The 23,088-nt window shown below is 66.4% G+C and carries 18 protein-coding genes; 12 read left to right on the top strand and 6 right to left on the bottom strand.

All coding sequences use genetic code 11. The features are described from left to right. The first annotated feature begins 9 nt into the window (after positions 1-9). On the top strand, positions 10-2,406 hold the full coding sequence (locus tag AC1DX5_RS03720; RefSeq protein ID WP_478014243.1) for a hybrid sensor histidine kinase/response regulator: 2,397 nt from the start codon (positions 10-12) through the stop codon (positions 2,404-2,406). Positions 2,407-2,443: 37 nt separating this feature from the next. Then, positions 2,444-2,797, top strand: coding sequence for a response regulator (locus AC1DX5_RS03725; RefSeq protein ID WP_478014245.1), 354 nt, complete (start codon positions 2,444-2,446; stop codon positions 2,795-2,797). Between the two features lie 128 nt (positions 2,798-2,925). Here AC1DX5_RS03725 and AC1DX5_RS03730 read toward each other — a convergent pair whose 3' ends face one another. Both AC1DX5_RS03730 and AC1DX5_RS03735 read right to left on the bottom strand, forming a co-directional pair. Next, on the bottom strand, positions 2,926-3,441 hold the full coding sequence (locus AC1DX5_RS03730) for a phosphoribosyltransferase (protein ID WP_478014246.1): 516 nt from the start codon (positions 3,439-3,441) through the stop codon (positions 2,926-2,928). Beyond that, positions 3,438-4,448: an adenosine deaminase gene (locus tag AC1DX5_RS03735; RefSeq protein WP_478014247.1), complete on the bottom strand. Its 1,011-nt coding sequence runs from the start codon at positions 4,446-4,448 to the stop codon at positions 3,438-3,440. The genes AC1DX5_RS03730 and AC1DX5_RS03735 overlap by 4 nt, the downstream gene beginning before the upstream one ends. 173 nt (positions 4,449-4,621) lie before the next feature. Here AC1DX5_RS03735 and recA point away from each other — a divergent pair, with 173 nt between their 5' ends. The 3 genes from recA to AC1DX5_RS03750 all read left to right on the top strand — a co-directional run bounded on the left by recA (position 4,622) and on the right by AC1DX5_RS03750 (position 7,411). Beyond that, the gene (gene recA, locus AC1DX5_RS03740) at positions 4,622-5,716 is read left to right on the top strand and encodes a recombinase RecA (protein WP_465176709.1); all 1,095 of its coding nucleotides are present in this window, start codon (positions 4,622-4,624) and stop codon (positions 5,714-5,716) included. A 215-nt stretch (positions 5,717-5,931) separates the two neighbouring features. Then, positions 5,932-6,765, top strand: a complete 834-nt coding sequence (locus tag AC1DX5_RS03745; protein WP_478014249.1) for a class I SAM-dependent methyltransferase — start codon at positions 5,932-5,934, stop codon at positions 6,763-6,765. Positions 6,766-6,778: 13 nt separating this feature from the next. Then, complete coding sequence (locus AC1DX5_RS03750) at positions 6,779-7,411, top strand: glutathione S-transferase family protein (RefSeq protein WP_465176711.1); 633 nt, start codon at positions 6,779-6,781, stop codon at positions 7,409-7,411. A gap of 61 nt (positions 7,412-7,472) precedes the next feature. Here the strand turns inward: AC1DX5_RS03750 and AC1DX5_RS03755 are convergent, their stop codons facing one another. After that, positions 7,473-8,765, bottom strand: a complete 1,293-nt coding sequence (locus AC1DX5_RS03755; protein WP_478014251.1) for a dicarboxylate/amino acid:cation symporter — start codon at positions 8,763-8,765, stop codon at positions 7,473-7,475. Between the two features lie 133 nt (positions 8,766-8,898). On the opposite strand from AC1DX5_RS03755, the gene AC1DX5_RS03760 reads away from it, so the two are divergent. Together AC1DX5_RS03760 and alaS are read left to right on the top strand one after the other, a co-directional pair. Further along, entirely contained in the window at positions 8,899-10,119 is a 1,221-nt protein-coding gene (locus AC1DX5_RS03760) for a M24 family metallopeptidase (protein WP_478014347.1), read from the top strand. A gap of 258 nt (positions 10,120-10,377) precedes the next feature. Continuing rightward, the gene (gene alaS, locus AC1DX5_RS03765; protein WP_478014252.1) at positions 10,378-13,113 is read left to right on the top strand and encodes an alanine--tRNA ligase; all 2,736 of its coding nucleotides are present in this window, start codon (positions 10,378-10,380) and stop codon (positions 13,111-13,113) included. A 9-nt stretch (positions 13,114-13,122) separates the two neighbouring features. On the opposite strand, the gene AC1DX5_RS03770 is transcribed toward alaS, so the two are convergent. Then, entirely contained in the window at positions 13,123-13,884 is a 762-nt protein-coding gene (locus tag AC1DX5_RS03770; RefSeq protein WP_478014348.1) for an NRDE family protein, read from the bottom strand. Positions 13,885-14,006: 122 nt separating this feature from the next. Here AC1DX5_RS03770 and AC1DX5_RS03775 point away from each other — a divergent pair, with 122 nt between their 5' ends. After that, the gene (locus AC1DX5_RS03775) at positions 14,007-15,746 is read left to right on the top strand and encodes an alpha/beta hydrolase family protein (RefSeq protein ID WP_478014253.1); all 1,740 of its coding nucleotides are present in this window, start codon (positions 14,007-14,009) and stop codon (positions 15,744-15,746) included. Here the strand turns inward: AC1DX5_RS03775 and AC1DX5_RS03780 are convergent, their stop codons facing one another. Beyond that, on the bottom strand, positions 15,747-17,522 hold the full coding sequence (locus AC1DX5_RS03780; protein ID WP_465173353.1) for a cation:proton antiporter domain-containing protein: 1,776 nt from the start codon (positions 17,520-17,522) through the stop codon (positions 15,747-15,749). It abuts the gene before it with no gap. A gap of 145 nt (positions 17,523-17,667) precedes the next feature. Then, positions 17,668-18,888, bottom strand: a complete 1,221-nt coding sequence (locus AC1DX5_RS03785) for an NADP-dependent isocitrate dehydrogenase (protein WP_465173354.1) — start codon at positions 18,886-18,888, stop codon at positions 17,668-17,670. Between the two features lie 157 nt (positions 18,889-19,045). Between AC1DX5_RS03785 and AC1DX5_RS03790 the strand changes: the two genes are divergently transcribed. The 4 genes from AC1DX5_RS03790 to tsf all read left to right on the top strand — a co-directional run bounded on the left by AC1DX5_RS03790 (position 19,046) and on the right by tsf (position 22,931). Then, positions 19,046-19,777, top strand: a complete 732-nt coding sequence (locus AC1DX5_RS03790; protein WP_478014254.1) for a phosphatidylserine decarboxylase — start codon at positions 19,046-19,048, stop codon at positions 19,775-19,777. A gap of 10 nt (positions 19,778-19,787) precedes the next feature. After that, on the top strand, positions 19,788-20,642 hold the full coding sequence (locus AC1DX5_RS03795) for a CDP-alcohol phosphatidyltransferase family protein (protein WP_478014256.1): 855 nt from the start codon (positions 19,788-19,790) through the stop codon (positions 20,640-20,642). Between the two features lie 400 nt (positions 20,643-21,042). Beyond that, a complete protein-coding gene (gene rpsB / locus AC1DX5_RS03800; protein WP_478014257.1) occupies positions 21,043-21,924 on the top strand; it encodes a 30S ribosomal protein S2 in 882 nt (293 codons plus the stop codon). Positions 21,925-22,010: 86 nt separating this feature from the next. Continuing rightward, positions 22,011-22,931, top strand: a complete 921-nt coding sequence (gene tsf, locus AC1DX5_RS03805) for a translation elongation factor Ts (RefSeq protein ID WP_478014259.1) — start codon at positions 22,011-22,013, stop codon at positions 22,929-22,931. Positions 22,932-23,088 lie beyond the last annotated feature (157 nt).

Genomic DNA, 23,088 nt, shown 5'->3' on the forward strand with positions numbered 1-23,088 from the left:
AGAAACGGGATGGCCAGATTTCCTGTCTCTTCCACCGCGACGCGCGCGCCCGTGCTGGTCGCCGCGCTGCTGGCGGGTGCCTGCGGACTGGTCGCGGCGCTGCTGATTCTTGCCGTGGTCGGGAGCCTCGTGGCGGCCGCCGCCTTCCTTGCGACCTGCCTGGTGATCGTCGGCGCCCTGCTGCTGTTCAGCCGCCTTTTTCCATCCGCCGGGGGCGATACCGCCGAGCCCGACTGGAGCGTCGCGCGCGTGCTGGCGGCGAGCAGCCCCGATGCGGTCGCGATCACCGATCGCGCCGGGCGGCTGGTGTGCGCGAACGACCGATATGAAGATCTGTTCGGCGGGTTCCCGACGCCGCCGGCCGTTCCCGTGCACGAAACGGGAGTCAGCGACCTTGGCGCCGCCGGCCGCGCGGCCTGGCGCGACGGCAGCGCCTCGATCGACCGGCTGCTCGGGCGCGGCACCCCGCTCCGCGCGGAGATCGAGCGGGCAGGGGTGGACGACGATCTGCTCGTCTGGCGGTTCCGCGGGGTCGAGGCGCTCGACCTCGCGGCCACCGTCGAGAGCCTGATCGGCGGCCCGACCGGCGACCGGCTCGCGGCGGCCGGGGTCATGGCCGCGCTGATCGGCCCGGACGGCCGGATCCGCGCCGCCAATCGCGTGCTGCGCGCCCGCGCCATGGGCCATGAGGAAAATGTGGTGACCGGCCGCGACTTTGCGCGCTTCCTCATCACCGACAGTCATGGGCTGGTCCGGTTCGAGCGCGAGGGGCTGACCGGTAGCGCCCTGCGAGTGCTCCAGGTGCCGTTCCTCGACGGCGACGACGCGCCGATGCTGGTGGTCATGCTCGACGAGGAAAGCGGGGCGAGCGCACCGGCGATCGGCGCCAGCGCCAGCGCGCATGTGCGCAGCCTCGTCTCGCTGATGCCGTTCGGCATGGCGCTGGTCGACCGCGACGGCCGGTTCCTGCAGATGAACGATGCCTTTGCCCGCGCCGCCGCGGTCGACCCCGCCGCGCCGCCGCTCTACCCCGGCGACCTGCTGGTGCGCGAGGACAAGGGTGTCGTCGCCGATGCGATCCGGCGATTCGCGCACGGCGCCACTCATTCGACCGATCTCGCGGTCCGGCTGAAGGACCATCCGGAAGAGCCCGTCGCCCTCTCGATCGCGGGCGCGCGCGGGCTGGGCGATGCCGCGGTGCTGCTCAGCCTCAAGGACAATAGCGAGGAGACCCGGCTGAAGCGCGAGGTGGCGCAGGCGACGAAGATGCAGGCGGTCGGCCAGCTCGCCGGCGGCGTCGCGCATGATTTCAACAATATCCTCACCGCGATCCTGGGCCATTGCGACCTGATGCTGATGCGCCATTCGCCGGGCGACAGCGATTATGACGACATCCAGCAGATCCGCGCCAATTCGAACCGCGCGGCGAGCCTGACCCGCCAGCTGCTCGCCTTTTCGCGCCAGCAGACCCTGGTGCCGCAGGTGCTGCAGCTGCCCGACGTGATCTCCGAGGTATCGCAGCTGCTCAAGCGCCTGCTGGGCGAGACGGTGATCCTGACGGTGAAGCATGGCCGCAACCTCGGCCCGGTGCGCGCCGATCCGGGGCAGCTCGAGCAGGTCGTGGTCAATCTCGCGGTCAATGCGCGCGACGCGATGCTGGCCAAGGACCCGCGCGGCGGCGGCACGCTCACGATCCAGACCAAGGCGGTCAGCGCGACCGATGTGCGACGCATGGGGTCGGACATCCTGCCGATCGCCGACTATATCGCGCTCGAGGTCGCCGATACCGGCGGCGGCATTCCCGTCGAATATCTCCCCAAGATCTTCGAGCCCTTCTTCACCACCAAGGAGGTGGGCAAGGGCACCGGGCTCGGCCTGTCGACCGTCTACGGCATCGTCAAGCAGTCGGGCGGCTATATCTTCGCCGACAACAAGGACCAGGGGGCGATCTTCACCATCTACCTCCCCGTCCATACCGCGTCTCAGCTGGCCAGGCCGACCGTGCCCATGAAAAACCGGGACAAGCCTAGCGACCTGTGGGGCACCGGCACCGTCCTGCTGGTCGAGGACGAGGACATGGTGCGTGCGGTCGCCGAGCGGGCGCTGGCGCGGCAGGGCTATACCGTGCTGACCGCGGAGAATGGCGAAGTCGCGCTCGACCTGCTGGAGCGGCACGACCGGCCCGACCTGCTCATCTCCGACGTGGTGATGCCGGTGATGGACGGGCCGACCATGGTCCGCCAGGTCCGCGCGCGCTATCCCGACCTGCCGATCCTGTTCATGTCGGGCTATGCCGAAGAGCAGCTGCGCAGGTCGATCGATCTCGACAATGTCTCGTTCCTGGCCAAACCCTTCTCGGTTCAACAGCTTGCCGAGGCCACGCGGGACGCGCTGGCAGCGAAATGACTTGGCGGGGACGGGTGCTGGCGATTAAGGAGCGGCGATGAGCGGTCCGCAGAATATTCTTGTCGTCGAGGACGAACCCCTGATCGCGATGATGCTCGAGGATTTCCTCGACGTGCTCGGCAAGACCATGGCCGGCAGTGCCGACACGGTGGCCGATGCGCTGGCGGTGATCGAGGCGGGCGGCGTGGACGCGGCGATCCTCGACGTGAACCTGCGCGCCGGCGAAAAGAGCTGGCCGATCGCCGATGCACTGGCGGCGCGGGGCATTCCCTATGTCTTCGCGACCGGCGGATCGGCCGACAGCCTGGCCGACGCCTATCGCGACCGGCCGACCCTGCCCAAGCCCTTCACCATGGACGCGGTGTCCAAGGCACTGGACGCTCTCGGATAAACCTCGCCGGGGCGCGATTTCTCGCTCCGTTCGTGTCGAGCGACGTCGGGACACATTGGCTGGCGATGGGGCCGGTTTCTCGACGTCGCTCGAAACGAACGGGTTTGATACCGCCCGGGGATACGACTTCAGGCGATTCGTTCCGGCACTGCCGCGGCATCCTCGACCAGCGACTGGGCGGGGGCCACTGCCTCCCAGGGAAAGACGAACCAGTCCTTGTTCACCGTCCGGTCGATCGTCCGCGCGCGATAGTCGACCTTTTGCGCCGAGCTGACATTGTCGATCAGCGTGGCGAAGCGGATGGTGCCGGGCGCGGCGCCCGCCGCGCTCAGCACGTCGCGCAGATGGCCGATCGTGCGGCCCGAATCATTGATGTCGTCGAGGAACAGCAGCCGCTCGCCGGTCTGGGTGCGGCGCGCCAGTTTCGCCAGCGGTTCGTCGGCGAAATCCTTCACCTGGCTCGAATAATCGACCGAGAGCATCGGCATGCCGGTCGCGTGGCTGAGATACACCGCCGGGGCGAGGCCGCCGCGGCCGATGCCGATGATGAAATCGGGCTTCCAGTCGTCATCGGCCAGCAGGGCGGCAAGCGCGTGGACCGCGGCGACGAACTCGTCGTGCGGGATGTCGGTAAAGACGGTCATCGGCTTGCCTCCAGATAGGCGTCGAGGCTGGCGAGATGCGCCGCCACCGCATCGTCGGGCAGGAAGGAGCCGAGGAAGGAGTTGCGCGCGAGCATCGCGAGATCCTCCCGGTCGAGCCCGCGCGCCGCCGCCGCCGCGCGGTAATTGTCGGCGATATAGCCGCCGAAATAGGCCGGATCGTCGGAATTGATCGTGGCGCGCAAGCCCGCCCTGAGCATCCGGTCGATCGGGTGGTTGGCCATGTCGTCGACCACGCAGAGCTTCAGGTTGGACAGCGGGCAGACCGTCAGGGTCATGCCGGTGCGCGCGAGCCGGGCGGTGAGCACCGGATCCTCCAGGCTGCGATTGCCATGGTCGAGCCGGTCGACATCGAGCAGGTCGAGCGCCTGATAGACATAATCGGGCGGGCCTTCCTCGCCGGCATGGGCGACGAGCCGCAGCCCCCTGGCACGCGCGGCGGCGAACACCCGGGCGAATTTCTCCGGCGGATGGCCGAGCTCGGACGAATCGAGCCCGACCGCGTCGATCCGGTCGAGCCAGGGCTCGGCCGCTTCCAGCGTGGCGAACGCCGCGTCCTCGTCGAGATGGCGCAGGAAACTCAGGATCAGCTTCGTGGTCATGCCATGCCGGGCCTTTGCCGCGTCCATGCCCGCCAGCAGGCCCTCGATCACCGTGCCGAAGGCGATGCCGCGATCGGTATGAGTCTGGGGGTCGAACATGATTTCGGCATGGACGACGCCGTCCGCCGCGGCGCGATCGAAATAAGCCGTGGCGAGGTCGCGGAAATCCTCCTGCGTCTGCAGCACCGCCGCGCCGGCATAATAGATGTCGAGGAAATCCTGCAGCCGGGAGAAACTGTACGCGGCGCGGACCTCCTCGACGCTGGCATAGGGGATGGCGATGCCGTTGCGCGTCGCGAGGGCGAACATCAGCTCGGGCTCGAGGCTGCCCTCGATATGGAGGTGGAGCTCCGCCTTGGGCAGGCCGGCGATGAAATCCTGGGTCATGATGCTTCATCGCGCGGCGCGGGCAGGGCGGCAAGCCCGTCAGCGTCGGGTAGGCGGATCAGCATGTCGAGGAAAAACACCGTTCCACTCTTGTTCTTGTAGAACAAACTGTGTACGAAGCTTCCAGCACGCATTGAATGCGTGGCACGATCAGTCTAGCGACGGAGGCTCCAATGGCGGCATCTTTGAAGGTCATCGACAACAAAATGGCAGTCTCCAACGACAAGGCGAGCTCCGAGCGCGCCAAGGCACTCGACGCGGCGCTCGCTCAGATCGACCGCGCGTTCGGCAAGGGCTCGGCCATGCGGCTGGGTTCCAAGGAAACCATGCAGGTCGAGGCGATCTCGACCGGTTCGCTTGGGCTCGACATCGCGCTCGGCGTGGGCGGCCTGCCGCGCGGCCGCGTGATCGAGATCTACGGGCCGGAAAGCTCGGGCAAGACCACGCTCGCGCTCCACGTCATCGCCGAGGCGCAGCGGAACGGCGGCACGGCGGCGTTCGTCGATGCCGAGCATGCGCTCGACCCGGTCTATGCCAAGAAGCTGGGGGTCAATATCGACGAGCTGATCGTGTCGCAGCCCGACACCGGCGAGCAGGCGCTCGAGATCGTCGACACCCTGGTGCGGTCCAATGCGATCGACGTGCTGGTGGTCGATTCGGTCGCGGCCCTGGTGCCCCGCGCTGAAATCGAGGGCGAGATGGGCGACAGCCATGTCGGCCTTCAGGCCCGGCTGATGTCGCAGTCGCTGCGCAAGCTGACCGGCTCGATCAGCCGTTCGCGCTGCATGGTGATCTTCATCAACCAGCTGCGCATGAAGATCGGCGTGATGTACGGCAACCCGGAGACCACGACGGGCGGCAACGCGCTGAAATTCTACGCCTCGGTTCGCCTCGACATCCGCCGCACCGGCCAGATCAAGGACCGCGAAGAAATCATCGGCAACACCACCCGGGTGAAGGTCGTCAAGAACAAGGTCGCGCCGCCGTTCAAGCAGGTCGAATTCGACATCATGTACGGCCAGGGCATCTCCAAGATCGGCGAAATCCTCGATCTCGGCGTGAAGGCCGGGCTGGTCGAGAAATCGGGCGCCTGGTTCAGCTACGACAGCGTCCGCATCGGCCAGGGCCGGGAGAATTCGAAGACCTTCCTCAAGGAAAACCCCGAAATGTCCGATCGCCTGGAAAAGGCGATCCGGGCCCGGACCGACAAGGTCGCCGAAGAGATGATGGCCGGCCCCGAGCCCGAGGACGATGACGGCGATCTCTGAGACCTGACTTCACGCGGCGTTTCCCCGTCGCAAAACCCGGAAAGGCCCGCCCGCGTCGGCGGGCCTTTCATATTGTGGGGCACAGGGGTTTGGCCGGGGATTTCGGGTTGGGATTGCGGGCTGCGATTTCCCTTCGCCATGCTGGTTCGCCCGGCGGATGCGGGATAGAGCGGCCCCGACCGGGCCTTGATCGCGCGGCGTGGAGACGGAAAAGCATGACGAGCGCGAACGACTGGTCGGGTACCGTCGGCGATGTCTGGGCGGAGGAATGGCAGCGGACCGACCGCTGCCTCGCCGGGCTGGCGGTGCATCTCAATGCAGCGATCCTCGACATGGCGGCGCCGGGCAGCAAGACGATCGTCGATATTGGCTGCGGCGCCGGCGCCACCAGCCTGGCCGCAGCCGGGGCACTGCCGGCGCGGCAGGTGGTCGGGATCGACATCTCGCCCTCGCTGATCGCAATCGCCACGGAACGGGCGCGGAGCCTGGACAATCTCTCCTTCCGGTGCGGCCCGGCGGAGGATCATCTCGCCGGTCTCGCACCCGTAGATCTCATCGTCTCGCGCCACGGCGTGATGTTCTTCCCCGATCCCGTTACGGCCTTTGCGACCTTGCGCGAGGGGACGGAGCCCGGCGCCGGCCTGATCTTTTCCTGTTTCCGGGAAACGGCGCTCAACCCTTGGGCGACCGAGCTCGTCACCGCCGCCATCGGCGACATGCCGCCGGCGCCTGAGGGTTACGTGCCCGGCCCCTTCGCCTTTGCCGATCCGGATTTCGTCCGTGCCATGCTGGACGCGGCGGGATGGTCGCGGATCGAGGCCAGACCGGTCGATTTCGCCTATCGCGCCGGACAGGGGATCGATCCGCTCGCCGATGCGCTGAGCCTGTTGCAGCGGATCGGGCCGGCTGCGTCGCTGCTCCGCCAGGCGCCGGCCGGGGAGCGGGCGGCGATGCTGGGCCGGGTCGAGGCCGTCATCGCGCGTCACCGTTCCGGCGATGTCGTGGATTTCCCGGCCGCGGCGTGGTTATGGTCGGCACACAACAGATAAGAGAGGATCGCCCATGACGATCATCGTGCACCACCTCGAAAATTCCCGCTCGCAGCGCATCCTGTGGATGCTCGAGGAGCTCGGCATGCCTTATGAGGTCAGGCGGTACGAGCGGAACAAGCAGACCATGCTTGCCCCGCCCGAGCTGAAAAAGGTGCACCCGCTCGGCAAGTCGCCGGTGATCGAAGACAGCGACGACGGCCGGGTCATTGCCGAAACCGGCGCGATCATCGATTATCTGGTCGAGAAGGCCGACGGTCAGCTCGGCCCGCAGCCGCACCGCGATTCAGTACTCCGCTACCGCCAGTTCCTGCATTATGCGGAAGGATCGATGATGCCGCCCCTGCTGGTGAAGCTCGTCGTCAATCGCATCCCGTTCCTCGGCAAGAAGGTCGCGAAGCGCATCCAGCCGATGATCGACGTGCATCTCGACTATGTCGAATCCGAACTGGCCCAGCGTCCATGGTTCGCCGGCGAGGAGATCAGCGGCGCCGACATCATGATGAGCTTCCCGCTAGAAGCCGCGCGCAACCGCGCGGGGCTCGACACCTCGCGCCCGCATACCATCGCCTGGCTCGACCGAATCCATGCGCGGCCGGCCTATCAGGCGGCGCTCGCGAAGGGCGGGCCTTACGCTTACGCCTGAGGCGAAAACCTCACCGTTCGCGCTGAGCGTCTCAGGCGAACGGTGAGACGAAGTGAGCTTGTTAAAGCACGCCCTTTGACGGCGCGTGCGGCGGTTCCACATCCGGCGGCTCGATCGGATCGAGGCTGCCCTCCCATTTCGCCACCACGCTCGCCGCGATCGCATTGCCGACGACGTTGGTGGCGGAGCGGCCCATGTCGAGGAAATGGTCGACCGCGAGGATCAGCAACAGGCCTGCTTCGGGGATCTTGAACAGCGACAGCGTCGCCGCGATCACCACCAGGCTCGCGCGCGGCACGCCGGCAATGCCCTTGGACGTGACCATCAGCACCAGCAGCATGGTGATCTGCTCGCCGAGCGAGAGATGGATGCCGTACGCCTGGGCGATGAACAACGACGCGAAGGTCATGTACATCATCGAGCCGTCGAGGTTGAACGAATAGCCCAAAGGCAGGACGAAGCTGCCGATCTTGGGCGGCACGCCGAACCGGTCGAGCGCCTCCAGCGTGCGCGGATAAGCGGCCTCGGACGACGCGGTCGAGAAAGCGAGGATCAGCGGATCGCGGATATAGCGGACGAGCAGCGCGGTGCGCTTGCCGATGAACAGGAAGCCGATCCCGATCAGCAGCAGCCAGAGCAGCACCAGCCCGACATAGAAGGTCAGGATGAAATAGCCGAGATCGGCGAGCACGCCCGGCCCGCGTTCGGCGAGCGTGCTGGCGACGGCGGCGAACACCGCGAAGGGGGCGAAGCGCATCACATAATTGGTGATCTGCAGCATCACCGCGACCAGGCCCTCGAGCGCGCGGACCAGCGGCGCGGCCTTGTCGCCGACCGCGGTGATCGCGACGCCGACGAACACCGAGAACACCACGATCTGGATGATCTCATTGGTCGACATCGCCTCGATCATCGACGACGGCACGACATGCGTGACGAAGTCCTTCAGGTTGAAGGCGGTCTTCACGATCCCGGCATCCGCCGTGGCTGGGGGGACTGGCAGGCCGAGGCCCACGCCCGGCTGGAGCAGGTTCACGAGGATCATGCCGAGGGTCAGCGACAAYAGGCTGGCGCAGATGAACCAGGCGAGCGAGCGCAGCCCGACCCGGCCGAGCGCGCCGGTATCGCCCATATGCGCGATGCCGACGACGAGGGTGGAGAAGACGAGGGGCGCGATGATCATCTTGATCAGGCGCAGGAACAAGGTGGTGATGATCGAGAAATAGCCGGCGATCTTCTCGAGCGCCGCAGCGGAGGCGGGCGTGCCGTCGTCGATCGCGAGATGCAGGCCCCAGCCGACGACCAGGCCAAGCACCAGGCCGATGATGATGTAGAGCGTAAGGCGCTTGGCCATGAAGATGTCCCCGGGAGATTTGCGCGGCAGGGAAGGGGATTGCGGCGGCGCGGTCAAGCGCCTTATGTCCGCGCGCAACAAACGGAAAGGGCGCCCCATGCGCGTGACGAAACGTGAACTGCTCGGCGGCGCGATGACGGGTCTTTCGTTGCTCGCGGTGCCGTCGATCCTGCGCGCGGCGGAACCCGATCTTTCCGCACTGAACGCCATTACCGGCGGGACTGCCCCGATCGGCGCCGACGAGCGCCGTGCGCGGATCGCCCGGGCGCAGGGGCTGATGAAGGCGAACGGCATCGGCGCGGTGCTGATCGAGCCGGGATCTTCGCTGATCTATTTCACCGGCGTGCGCTGGGGCCGCAGCGAGCGGCTGACCGCGGCCGTACTGCCGGTCGAGGGCGATCCGTGCATCGTTACGCCGTTCTTCGAGGAACCCTCGGTGCGCCAGACGCTCGGCGTGCCGGCCGAGGTGCGGGTGTGGCAGGAGGATGAGGATCCGCTGGCGGTCGTCGCCGGCTTCCTGAAGGACCACAAGCTGGCCACGCGCCCGATCGGCATCGAGGAAACCCTGCGCTATTTCGCGGTCAACGGCTTGGCGAAGGTCCTGCCGGGCGCCAAGCTCGTTTCCGCCAATCCGGTCGTGCGCGGCTGCCGCATGATCAAGACCGCGCCCGAGATCGCGCTGATGCAGGCAGCGACCGACGTGACGATCGCCGCCTATCGCTGGACTCATTCGCGGATCGAAAAGGGCATGAAACCGGCCGATATCGGCGCCTTGATGAACGCCGCGACCGAAAAGCTGGGGGGTGACCCCGAATTCGCGCTGATCCTGATCGGCGAGGCGGCGGCCTATCCGCATGGCAGCCGCGCGCCGCAGGTGGTGGCCGACGGCCAGGTGGTGCTGATGGACTGCGGCTGCACGGTCCAGGGTTACCAGTCCGACGTCTCGCGCACCTTCGTGTTCGGCGCCGCCAATGCCGAGCAGCGCAAGGTATGGGATCATGTCCATCAGGGGCAGGCCACCGCCTTTGCCGCGGCGACGCTGGGCGCGCCGGCGGGCAGCGTCGATGACGCGGTGCGCCGGCTCTACGAGAGCCTGGGCTATGGCCCGCGCTACAAGCTCCCCGGCCTCTCCCACCGCACCGGCCACGGCATCGGGCTGGACGGGCACGAGCCGGTCAACCTGGTCCATGGCGAGACGACGCCGCTCGCGGCGGGCATGTGCTTCTCGGACGAGCCGGGGCTTTACCTGCCGGGCAAGTTCGGGGTGCGGCTGGAGGATTGTTTTCACATGACCGAGGCCGGGCCGAAATGGTTCAGCGCGCCGCCGTCGTCGATCGAGCGGCCGTTCGGGTAGGCTCAGGTTCAGCCGGAGCGCGATTTCTATCCTTCCGTTCGTTTCGAGCGAAGTCGAGAAACCGTAATCAGCTTTTGCGGTTTGTTTCTCGACTTCGCTCGAAGCGAACGGGGGAGGTGGCTCCGGCACGTTTTAGCGAATGGATCCGCTTTGCCGCCGTGCCAGCCTCGCTCGATCGTGCCAGCGCACCGGATCGCCGCACGGCAGGCCACCGTCAGAACCGTTGCGGGAACGATGGATGGGCCTTAAGTCGCCAGCATGACATCGACCAACGACATCCGCCGATCCTTTCTCGACTATTTCGAAGCCGAGGAGCATGCCCGCGTTCAGTCCGCGCCGCTGGTGCCGCAGAACGATCCGACGCTGATGTTCGTCAACGCCGGGATGGTGCCGTTCAAGAACGTGTTCACTGGCCTGGAAACCCGGCCTTATGTGACCGCGACCTCCTCGCAAAAGTGCGTGCGCGCCGGCGGCAAGCATAACGACCTGGACAATGTCGGTTATACCGCGCGTCATCACACGTTCTTCGAGATGCTCGGCAATTTCTCGTTCGGCGATTATTTCAAGGAACGCGCGATCTCGCTCGCCTGGAATTTGATCACGAAGGAATGGGGCATTTCGGGCGACCGGTTGACCGTCACCGTCTATCATACCGATGACGAGGCGTACGACCTTTGGCGCAAGATCGCGGGCCTGCCGGAGAGCCGGATCATCCGCATCGCGACCTCCGACAATTTCTGGTCGATGGGTGACACCGGGCCGTGCGGCCCCTGTTCCGAGATCTTCTACGATCATGGCGACCATATCTTCGGCGGCCCTCCCGGCAGCCCGGACGAGGATGGCGACCGGTTCGTCGAGATCTGGAACCTCGTCTTCATGCAGTTCGAGCAGTCGGCCGACGGCACGCGCACCAATTTGCCGCGCCCGTCGATCGACACCGGCATGGGGCTGGAGCGCGTCGCGGCGGTGTTGCAGGGCGTGCACGACAATTACGATACCGACACGTTCAAGGCGCTGATCGCCGAATCGAGCGCGCTGACCCGGACGCCGAGCACGGGCGACACCCAGGCGAGCCACCGCGTCATCGCCGATCATCTCCGTGCCTCGGGCTTCCTCGTCGCGGACGGCGTGCTGCCGGCGAACGAAGGCCGCGGCTATGTGCTGCGCCGGATCATGCGCCGCGCGATGCGGCATGCGCATCTGCTCGGCGCCAAGGAGCCGTTGATGCATCGGCTGGTGCCTGCGCTGGTGACCGAGATGGGCTCCGCCTATCCCGAGCTGCTGCGCGCCCAGGCGTCGATCGAGGCGAGCCTGCTGCAGGAAGAGACTCAGTTCCGCCGCACGCTGACCAATGGCCTGCGCCTGCTCGACGAGGAAGTAAGGCAGTTGAAGCAGCGCTCTTTAGATTATGATGAGACCCAGAACTACGGGAACGGAGATCCTGATGCGATCCGCTTCCCAATGGGTAGGCCGAAGCTCGAGCTTCCCGGAGCGATCGCTTTTAAACTCTATGACACCTTTGGCTTTCCCTACGATCTAACGGAGGACGCGCTACGCGCTCAAGATCTGACGGTCGATCGCGCAGGCTTCGACGAGGCGATGGCCGAGCAGAAGCGCAAGGCGCGCGCGGCCTGGAAGGGATCGGGCGACCGCGCGTCGGACGACATCTGGTTCGACATCGCCGAAGAGACCGGCAGCACCGAATTTCTCGGCTATGCGGCCGAGGATGGCGAAGGCCAGGTGCTCGCGCTGATCAAGGACGGCCAGCGCGTCGATCACGCCGGGCCCGGCGACACGGTCGACCTCGTCGTCAACCAGACGCCTTTCTACGGCGAGAGCGGCGGCCAGGTCGGCGATGCCGGCTCCATCGCCAGCGAGAAGGGTCTGCGCGGCACCGTCCAGGATACGCAGAAGCATCTCGGCCGCCTCTGGGCGCACCGCCTCTATGTCGAGGCAGGCGATATCTCGGTGGGCGATGCCGTGCGCCTGACGGTGGACCATGGCCGGCGTGGTGCGATCCGCGCCAACCACTCGGCGACTCATCTGCTGCACGAGGCGCTGCGCCAGCGGCTCGGCCTGCATGTCGCGCAGAAGGGCAGCCTGGTCGCGCCCGACCGCCTGCGCTTCGATTTCTCGCAGCCGGCCGCGATCGAGCCGGTGCGCATCGCCGAGGTCGAGGCCGATGTGAACCGCCATATCCGCGAGAATGGCGAGGTCTCGACGCGGCTGATGACGCCCGAAGAGGCGATCAACGAAGGCGCGATGGCGCTGTTCGGCGAGAAATATGGCGACGAAGTGCGCGTGGTCTCGATGGGCCGCGAAGGCGACAAGACTTATTCGCTTGAGCTATGCGGCGGCACGCATGTGAAGCAACTCGGCGATATCGGCCTGTTCAAGGTCGTTGGCGAGAGTGCGGTGTCGAGCGGCATCCGGCGCATCGAGGCGCTGACCGGCGAAGCGGCGCGCCAATGGTTCACCTCGCGCGACGAGAAGCTGCGCGAGGCGGCGGCGGCGCTGAAAGCCTCACCCGACGAAGTGCCGGCCCGTGTCGCGGCGCTGGTCGAGGACCGGCGCCGGCTGGAGCGCGAACTGGCCGAGGCGAAGAAGGCGCTGGCGCTGGGCGGCGGCTCATCCGCCGCGGCGGGGCCGGAGCAGGTCGGCGGCGTCAATTTCGTCGGCCAGGTCGTCCAGGATTTCGATGCCAAGGGCCTGCGCGGCGCGGTCGACGAGACCAAGCAGCGGATCGGGTCCGGCGTGGCGGTGATGGTCGCGGTCAATGAAGGCCGCGCCTCGATCGCGGTCGGCGTGACCGACGATCTGGTCGCGAGCTATAGCGCGGTCGACCTGCTGCGCCGCGCCGTCACCGTGCTGGGCGGGCAGGGCGGGGGCGGCCGGCCCGACATGGCGCAGGGCGGCGGGCCGGATGGGTCGAAGGGCGCGGAAGCGGTCGAGGCGATCAGGGCAGCGCTGGCCGAGCAGCCCGCAACGGCCTGAACCGTCGGGTCAGTCGGGCCAGGAAAAGGTCAGGCTCGTCCTGCCCGTTTCGCTGGCATCCGCCGTGAAGCGCCGTTCCATGATGACGCCGCGGCCCTGTGTGTCGATCGCGACGACGGTGCTGCACCGCGTTCCATAGACCGGATTGCGGATGAAGATCGGCGACTGAAGCGGTTCCTGCGGCACATCCGAAGGCGTGCGCGGTTCGAGGCCGATATCGGGCAGCACCTGCTCGTGCAGGCCTTCGAACAGCCACTCCGGGTCGCGCGCATCGCCGGTGATCCAGTCGAGCAGGCATGATTTCAGCCGCAGCGTCTTGGGCCAGGGTTCGTCGAGCCTGCCGTTGGACAGGCCGTACAGGCCCGAGGCGAGGGCGCTCCGCGTGACGTCCGGTCGGTTCGACAGGAAATGCGCGCCTTGCCGAGCCGCCACGATCAGATTGACCGGATTGAAGGCCGACAGATCGGCGGTGAGCGGATCGGCATAGGCACCGGCTCCCGCCAGATAATCCGTCACCAGCGCGCCCCGCGAAGCGAGGCCTGCCACCGGCGCGCCGAAGCCGCGCAGATTGGTGACGACGGCGAACCGGCCTTGTTCGGATACGCCCAGCCAGGTGCCGCCCGATTGGAGATCGCGGCCGGCGAGAAGGTGGTGCGGCTCCGTCCAACGCTCGAGCGGCTGCGCCGGTCGGGCATGGAATTCGTCGCGGTTGCCGGCGAGCAGAAGCCGCCAGCGGGGATGCGCTTGCCACGCAAAGGCCAGGACACACATGCAGGTCCAATAGAGCGGCTTGGGCAATTTTGACATCGTCTCGACAGGGTTCGTCCGGTGGCGCATGACGTCGTCGGAGAGCGCCGGCGCCGTGCGACCGGGCCCGATGGGGGAGGGATGTAATGGACAGCCAGCAGCAGGCTTCGGCCGATCTCGATTCGCCCTCGGCGGTTCGGCGTTGGCCGGGCTGGGTACTGGCGGCGATCGGGCTGGCGATGATCCTCGGCGGCGCCCTGCTCGCCAGCGCGATCCAGACCTCCGGCGGTACGCGCGTGAGCGATATCCGCTTCAGGGGCGCGGACGGCACGGAGATGAGCGCGCTGCTTTATGTGCCGGCGACCGCGGGCCCGGCCAGCCCGGCGCCGGGCGTGCTCGCGGTGCATGGCTATATCAATTCGCGCGAAATGCAGGACGGCTTTGCGATCGAGTTCGCGCGGCGCGGCTATGTCGTGCTGGCGATGGACCAGACCGGGCATGGCTATAGCGGCGGCAAGGCATTCTCGAACGGCTTTGGCGGGCCGGACGGGCTCGCCTATCTCCGCTCGCTGCCGTTCGTCGACAAGGACCAGATCGGGCTGGAGGGGCACAGCATGGGTGGCTGGACCGTGCTCGCCGCGGCGGCGGCGATGCCTGACGCCTATCGCGCGATCGTGCTTGAAGGATCGTCCACCGGCGCGCCCTATGCCAAGGAGGGCACGCCCGCATGGCCGCGCAATCTCGGGCTGGTCTATAGCCGGTACGACGAATTCTCGCAGCTGATGTGGGGCGCCCCGCGTGCCATGGATGTCGGGCAAAGCGGCAAGCTGAAGCAGCTGTTCGGCACGATGGAGACGGTGCAGCCCGGAAAGCTCTATGGATCGATCCCGGCGGGCACGGCGCGTTATCTGATGCAGCCCTCTACCACGCACCCGGGCGATCACATCTCGGCGACGGCGATCGGGGACGCGACCGACTGGTTTGCGCGCACCCTCACCGGCGGCCATCCGCGCCCCGTCGCCGACCAGATCTGGTTCTGGAAGGAGATCGGAACGGGTATCGGCCTGCTCGGATTCGTGCCGCTGGTGCTCGGGCTGTTCGATCTGTTGCTGGCGTCTCGCTTCTTTGCCTCGCTGCGCGGCGAGGCCGTTGCCGCAGGGCCCGGCCGGGATGCGCGATGGTGGCGCAGGGCCATCGTCGCCGCCGCTGTGCCGATGCTGACCTTCTTCCCGGCCTTCATCGCGATCTTCCTGCTGGTGCCGGCGACGGCGATCCTGCCGCAGACGGTGACGACTCAGGTCACGGTGTGGGCGCTGGTTGGGGCAGGGCTCACCTGGCTGTTCGGGCGGCGGAGCCTTGCCGGGCAGGAGCCGGGGGCGGATTGGGTCAGGACGATCCTGCTCGCACTCCTGGTAACGCTGGCCGCCTATCTGGTCCTGGCGGTAGTGCAGGGACTGTTGTTGACGGACCTCCGCTTCTGGGTCGTGGCGGTGAAGCCGCCAAGCGCCCGGCAATGGCTGATCGCGCTGATCTATGTCGTGCCGATCACGCTGGCTTTCCTGATGACCGGGCGCGTGCTGCGCTCGCTGACGGTCATGCGCGACGGAGCCCTGGCCCGATATGTCTCGGCCATGCTGATCCTGTGCGGCGGGTTCCTCGTGCTGCTGGGTCTCGTCTACGGCACCTTCTTCGCGACCGGCACGCTGGTGACCGGCTTCGATCCGCTGACCACCGTCATCGCGATCCAGTTCGTGCCGGTGCTGGCCGCCGTCGGTTCGATCATGACCTTTGCCTGGAGCCGTACCGGCAGCCATCGGCCCGGCGCGGTGCTCGCGGGGATGCTGGTCACGCTCTATGTCGTGGCCGGGACGGCGACCCAGGGCTGATCAGGTTTCGACAGTCGCCTTGCGCGCGCGGCGCAGGCGCGGTTCGCGTACCATGTCGGCCGCTTCCTTGATCTCCTTGCGCAGTTCGTCGCGCTTCTCGTGGATCGAGGCGATGACCGGGCCGACGGCGATGCCGAGATCGACCAGCAGCGCCTCGGACAATTGCAGCGAGCTCTCCAGCGTCTCGGGCACCGCGTCGGTCGCGCCGGCGCGGTAGAGTTCGGCGGCGTGCGCGGTATCGCGGGCGCGGGTGACGATGGTCAGGTCGGGCACCCAGCCGCGCACCCGGCGCGTCAGCTGCACCGACAGGACCGGATCGTCCATCGTCAGGATCAGCGCCCTGGCACGGCCGAGATTGAGGCGGTCGACCAGCTCCGACCGCGCGACGTCGCCGAAGATGACGGGATAACCGTCGGCGCGCGCTGCCTTCACTGCGTCGATATCGGCCTCGACCGCGATGAAGGGCTGGCCGTGCACCTTGAGCATGTCAGCCACCATGCGCCCGACGCGGCCGAAGCCGATGACAACCGTACCGGGCCCCTCCGCGGATATCTCCGCCTCGGGCGCGTCGCCGCCGGCGCGCAGTTCGATCCGGCGCGCCACCTTCTGGCCGAGCCAGGCGAGCAGGGGCGTGATGGTCAGGCCGATCGCGGTGACCGTCTGCCAGAAGCTCGCGGTCGCGGGCAGGATCAGGCCGGCCGCCGCGGCGGTGCCGAGCACGATCAGCGTGGTCTCGGAGGGGCTGCCCATCAACAGGCCGGTCTCCGCGGCGACGCCGTTGCGGATGCCGGCAAGCTTGAGCAGGCCGAAGGTGACCAACGCCTTCACCGCCACCACCGCGACGATCGCCGCGGCCAGCGCCGGCCAATTCTCCATGATCGAGCCGAGATCGAGGCTCATGCCCACGGTGATGAGGAACACGCCGAGCGCGAGGCCCTTGAACGGCGCGGTCATCACTTCGACTTCGCTGTGATAGTCGGTCTCGGCGATCAGCACGCCGGCGAGCAGGGCGCCGACGATCGGCGACAAGCCGACCGCGGCCGTCGCCAGGCTGGCGACGATGACCACGAGCAGCGAGGCGGCAAGGAACAGTTCCGGGCTCTTGGTCCGCGCGGCCTGAGCGAAGAGGCGGGGCAGCACCACGCGGCCGCCGATGAACATGACGGCGATGGTCAGCACACCGCCGCCGATCACCCGCACGACCGGCGCCCAGCCATCGCCCGCGCCGGGGCCGAGCGCCGCCAGCACGAAGATGATCGGGACAAGCGCCAGATCCTCGAACAGCAGCATCGCGAAGGCGGAGCGCCCGACGGGACTGCTCGTGCCGGCGATCGGCAGCACCAGCGCGGTGGAGGAGAGAGCGAGGGCGAAACCGAGGCCGATCGAGCCGGCCCAGCCCAAGCCGGTGAAATGGATCGCCAGGCCGATGATGAGGCCCGAGCCGATCAGTTCGGCCGCGCCGGTGCCGAACACGAGAGTTCGCATCGACCATAATCGCTTGAGCGACAGCTCCAGTCCGATCGAGAAGAGCAGCAGGATGATGCCGAATTCAGCGAAGGGCTCGATCGAATGCGGGTCGGAGATGGTGAGGTAATAAAGCCAGGGATAGTCGCCGACGAGCGCCCCGAGACAGGACGGGCCGACGAGCAGCCCGACCAGGATGAACCCGATGACCGGGCTGATCTTCAACCGCGCAAATGCCGGAATGACCAGGCCCGCGGCCCCCAAAATTACCAGGGCATCGCTGAAGCCCTTATTATCCAATCCCATTGCCATGGGGGTACTTAACCACCCCGGGGACGGTTTGTCAGCCGGTGAAGGACGCTTAAGTGTCGATTGTCCGCGCCCGGCTCCAATAAAAAACCGCCCGCTACACCCCGTTGGATGTAGCGGGCGGTGTCAGCGCTTCCGGCAGGTGCCGTTATTTCGAGGCGCCCATGGCCTGTTCGAGGTTGATGCGCACTTCCTCGAAGAACTGTTCCGTGGTCATCCAGGGCTGATCCGGGCCGATCAGGATCGCGAGATCCTTGGTCATCTTGCCGCTCTCGACCGTGTCGACACAGACCTTCTCGAGCAGCTCGGCGAACTCGGTAACTTCGGGGGTGCCGTCGAACTTGCCGCGATATTTGAGACCACCGGTCCAGGCGAAGATCGACGCGATCGGGTTGGTCGACGTCGCCTTGCCCTGCTCGTGCATGCGGAAGTGGCGGGTGACGGTGCCGTGCGCCGCTTCGGCCTCGACCGTCTTGCCGTCGGGCGTGAGCAGCACCGAGGTCATCAGGCCGAGCGAGCCGAAGCCCTGCGCGACCTGGTCCGACTGGACGTCGCCGTCGTAATTCTTGCAGGCCCAGACGAACTCGCCATGCCATTTGAGCGCCGATGCGACCATGTCGTCGATCAGGCGATGCTCATAGACGATGCCAGCTTCCTTGAACTTGTCCTTGAATTCGCTCTCGAAAACCTCAGCGAACAGATCCTTGAAGCGGCCGTCATAGGCCTTGAGGATGGTGTTCTTGGTCGAGAGATAGACCGGCCAGCCGAGATTGAGGCCGTAATGCATCGAGGCGCGGGCGAAATCGCGAATCGAATCGTCGAGATTGTACATCGCCATGGCGACGCCCGAGGACGGGAACTGGAACACTTCCTCGTCGATCACGGTGCCGTCGTCGCCTTCGAACACCAGGCGCAGCTTGCCGGGGCCGGGGACGCGGTAATCGGTCGCGCGATACTGGTCGCCAAAGGCGTGGCGACCGACGACGATCGGGTGAGTCCAGCCCGGGATCAGGCGAGGCACGTTCTTCATCACGATCGGCTCGCGGAACACGACACCGCCCAGGATGTTGCGGATCGTGCCGTTGGGCGACTTCCACATCTTCTTGAGACCGAATTCCTCGACGCGCGCCTCGTCCGGGGTGATCGTCGCGCACTTCACGCCGACGCCGTATTTCTGGATCGCCTTGGCGCTGTCGACGGTGATCTTGTCGTCGGTCTCGTCACGCTTCTGGATGCCCAGATCGTAATAATCGAGATCGATGTCGAGATAGGGGAGGATCAGGCGCTCGCGAATCCATTGCCAGATGATCCGCGTCATCTCGTCGCCGTCGATCTCCACGACAGGCGTCTTCACCTTGATCTTCGCCATCGATACTCGCTTTCAAGAGGGGGAGGTTTCGAGGTGCGTCTAGGAGGAAGGCACGCGCGGATCAACATCGTCGTGGCGACCTTTTCTCACCGGTCGTCTTCGGCCGTCGGCCACGGGCATCATTGTCTTGAGGGGGCGCACGAGATAGACCGCGTCGATGGCTTCACTAGACACGCCGCCGTCGGACACGCCCGCGATCAAATGGCGCTTTCCCGACATGCATCCCGAGGGGCGCAAATATGTTCTCCTGTCCGGCGCGGTCACGTTGCTGGCGCTGTGGTGGTTCGGCTGGTTCATGGCCTGGCCGCTGGTCGGGCTGACCGTGTGGGTCGCGGCGTTCTTCCGCGATCCGGTACGCGTCACGCCGCAAGGGGAGGGCCTGATCATCGCGCCTGCCGACGGGCTGATCACCATGATCGAGCGTGTGCCGGTACCGCGCGAGCTGGCCGGCGAGAACGGCCTGGGCGATGCGCCGCTGGTGCGCGTCTCGATCTTCATGTCGGTGTTCGACGTGCATATCAACCGCACCCCGATCGCAGGCACGATCCGCCAGGTCGTCTATATCTCGGGCAAGTTCCTCAACGCCGATCTCGACAAGGCGAGCGAAGAGAATGAGCGTCAGCATATCGTGGTGGAGGGACGCGATGGCCGCCGCATCGGCTTCACCCAGATCGCCGGGCTGGTCGCGCGGCGCATCGTCGGCTTCGTGAAGCCCGGCGACATGGTCGCGACCGGCCAGCGCGTCGGCCTGATCCGCTTCGGCAGCCGGGTCGACGTCTATCTACCCGACGATATCGCACCCCAGGTCGCGCTCGGCCAGCGCAGTGTCGCGGGCGAGACCATCCTCGGCCGGCCAGGCATGAGCGCCGCGACCGGCATCGCGCAATGACGGGCATCCGATGAGGCGCCCGCTCGCCAGGCGAACGCCGCGCGGCCTCCCGCTACGCGCGGTCGCCCCCAACGCGGTCACCGCGCTTGCCCTGTGCTTCGGCCTGACCGGTATCCGCTTCGCCATCTCGGCGAGCAGCGGCCTGCCTCTGACTGAAGGCCATTGGGAACTGGCGGTGACGATGATCATGATCGCCGGCGTGCTCGACGGGCTCGACGGCAGCGTCGCGCGGCTGGTGCGGGGAGAGAGCCGGTTCGGTGCCGAGCTCGATTCGCTGTCGGATGCGATCTCCTTCGGCGTGTCGCCGGCGCTGATCCTCTATCTCTGGTCGCTGAAGGAGTTGCCGCGCGTCGGCTGGCTGGTCGCGCTGGTCTTCGCCGTGTTCTGCGCGCTGCGTCTTGCCCGGTTCAACGCCAATATCGACGTGACCGAGCAGCCGCACAAATCGGCGGGTTTCCTGACCGGCATTCCGGCRCCGGCGGGCGCSGKGCTGGCGATGCTGCCGCTCTATCTGTCTTTCTGGAATGACCTGCCCTGGCTGCGCTCGCCCCTGCTGGTGGCGCCCTGGGTCGGGTTCGTCGCGACCCTGATGGTGTCGAGCTTTGCGACGTACAGCTGGTCGTCGCTCAAGCTGCGCAACAATATCCGGTTCGAGGCGATCGTGATCGTCGTGATCCTGGGCGCGGCGCTGATCTCGGCGCCATGGCATACGCTGTCGCTGGTCTGCATTGCCTATCTCGCGACCATGCCGTTCAGCATCAATGCCTATCGGCGGGTCAGGCGGCTGCGCGGAGCGCCTGCCGCCGACCCGCAATTGCTCCTGCCGGTACCGAGCGAAGGCGGGCGCGAAGGCGACGATCGCTGAGGATCAGCATCGGTGCGGGAGCATAAGCCGGATCGGCTTCGCCGCGGAGCAGGGCAATGACTCGCGGCAGCGCCGGAACCAGCGTGAACGCGAACACCGAAACGGCAGCCGCAAGGGCGCCGGCGAAAACCAGGATACCGAGAACCGTCATCATCGCCCAACTCCCTGATTGCGTGGGCAGAAACCGGATTCAAAAAACCGGGCGAGCCGGTGTTCCGTTCCATGTGCCCGCTGTGAGCACTATATGTTCTCTTAGTGTTCTCATTGTCAATGCTTGATTTACACGAAGGGCTTCGCTAAGTGGCGCGCCTTCACACCGCATGGGAAGCACACATCGCCGGTGTCCGGAGCAATCCGGATTACTCGCTTCCCAGAGGCACAACCGGAAAGGAACTATCTTATGGCGGCACCAGTCGTCACCATGCAGCAATTGCTCGAAACGGGCGCGCATTTCGGCCACCAGACCCACCGCTGGAACCCGAAGATGAAGCCTTACATCTTTGGCGACCGCAACGGCGTCCATATCCTCGATCTTTCGCAGACCGTGCCGCTGTTCGCGCGCGCGCTCGAATTCGTGAATGCCTCGGTCGCGGCCGGCGGCAAGGTGCTGTTCGTCGGTACCAAGCGCCAGGCGCAGGAGCCCGTCGCCGACGCGGCCCGCCGTTCGGGCCAGCATTTCGTCAACCATCGCTGGCTGGGCGGCATGCTCACCAACTGGAAGACCATCTCCAACTCGATCAAGCGCCTCAAGACGCTCGAGGAGCAGCTTTCGGGCGACACGCACGGCCTGACCAAGAAGGAAGTGCTTCAGCTCACCCGCGAGAAGGACAAGCTCGAGCTGTCGCTCGGCGGCATCCGCGACATGGGCGGCATTCCGGACGTGATGTTCGTGATCGACGCCAACAAGGAAGAGCTGGCGATCAAGGAAGCCAACACCCTGGGCATCCCGGTGGTCGCGATCCTCGATTCGAACGTGTCGCCGGACGGCATCGCCTTCCCGGTTCCCGCCAATGACGACGCAAGCCGCGCCATCCGCCTGTATTGCGAGGCGATCGCGATCGCCGCGACCCGTGGCGGCAACGAGCAGGTCGCTCGCCGCGGCGTCGATGTCGGCGCGATGGACGCGCCGCCGGTCGAGGAAGCCCTGACGATCGAGCCGGCGCCAGCCGCCGAGCCAGTCGAGGCGATCGACTTCACGCCGGCCCCTGAAGCTGCTCCGGCAGCTGACGAAGCCGTGGCGTCCGAAGCTGCCGCCGAGGAAGAGCGTCAGCTCGACGCCTGAGCGTCGCTGAACTGAAATACGGGCGGGGTAGGGCGCAGGCCTTTCCCCGTCCGCAACCATATCCGAAGCACAAGAGGACAAGAGACATGGCCGAGATCACGGCAGCAGCGGTGAAGGATCTGCGCGAGCAGAGCGGCGCCGGCATGATGGACTGCAAGAAGGCGTTGACCGAAACCGGCGGCGACATGACCGCCGCGATCGATTGGCTGCGCACCAAGGGCCTGGCCGCTGCCGCCAAGAAGTCCAGCCGCACCGCGGCCGAGGGCCTGGTGGGCGTCGAGGTTTCCGGCACCAGGGGCGCCGCGGTCGAGGTCAATTCCGAGACCGATTTCGTCGCGAAGAACGCGCAGTTCCAGACGTTCGTGCGCGACGTGACCTCAGTCGCGCTCGAACTGGGCGATTCGCTCGACACGATCAAGTCGGCGCAGCTTGGGGACAAGACCGTCGAAGAGATCCTGACCAACAATATCGCGACGATCGGCGAGAATCAGACGATTCGCCGTGCGAAGCGCCTCGAAGTGACCGCGGGCGCGATCGTTCCCTATGTCCATAACGCGGCCGCTCCGGGTCTCGGCAAGATCGGCGTGCTCGTCGCGCTCGAGAGCGAGGCCGGCGCCGATGTGCTCGAGCCGCTCGGCAAGCAGATCGCGATGCACATCGCAGCTGCCTTTCCGCTGGCGCTGGACGAGGATGGCCTCGACCCCGAGATCGTCGCGCGCGAGCGCGCGATCGCGACCGAAAAGGCCGCCGAATCGGGCAAGCCGGCGGATATCATCGCCAAGATGGTGGAAGGCGCGATCGCCAAGTACCGCAAGGAGAACGCGCTGGTCAGCCAGCTGCTGGTGATGGACGGCAAGACCAAGATCTCCGACGTCGTCGCCAACGCCGCCAAGGCAGCCGGCAAGCCGATCGTACTGAAAGACTATGTCCGCTTTCAGCTCGGCGAAGGCATCGAGAAGGAAGTCAGCGATTTCGCGGCTGAAGTCGCGGCCGCAGCCGGCGTCTGATCGCTTCGACATCGCATCAGAGGGGCGGGGTTCGGCAGTGCCGACCTCGCCCTTCTCATATGTTGCAGCTTAAGTATCTGTGATATAACGATTCCGGGCAAATCATGCATCGGATTTGCACCGTTCCCGAGCGGTATCATCGCTTGGCATCGCGATG

The sequence above is a fragment of the Sphingomonas sp. P2_B6 genome, from assembly GCF_056404755.1.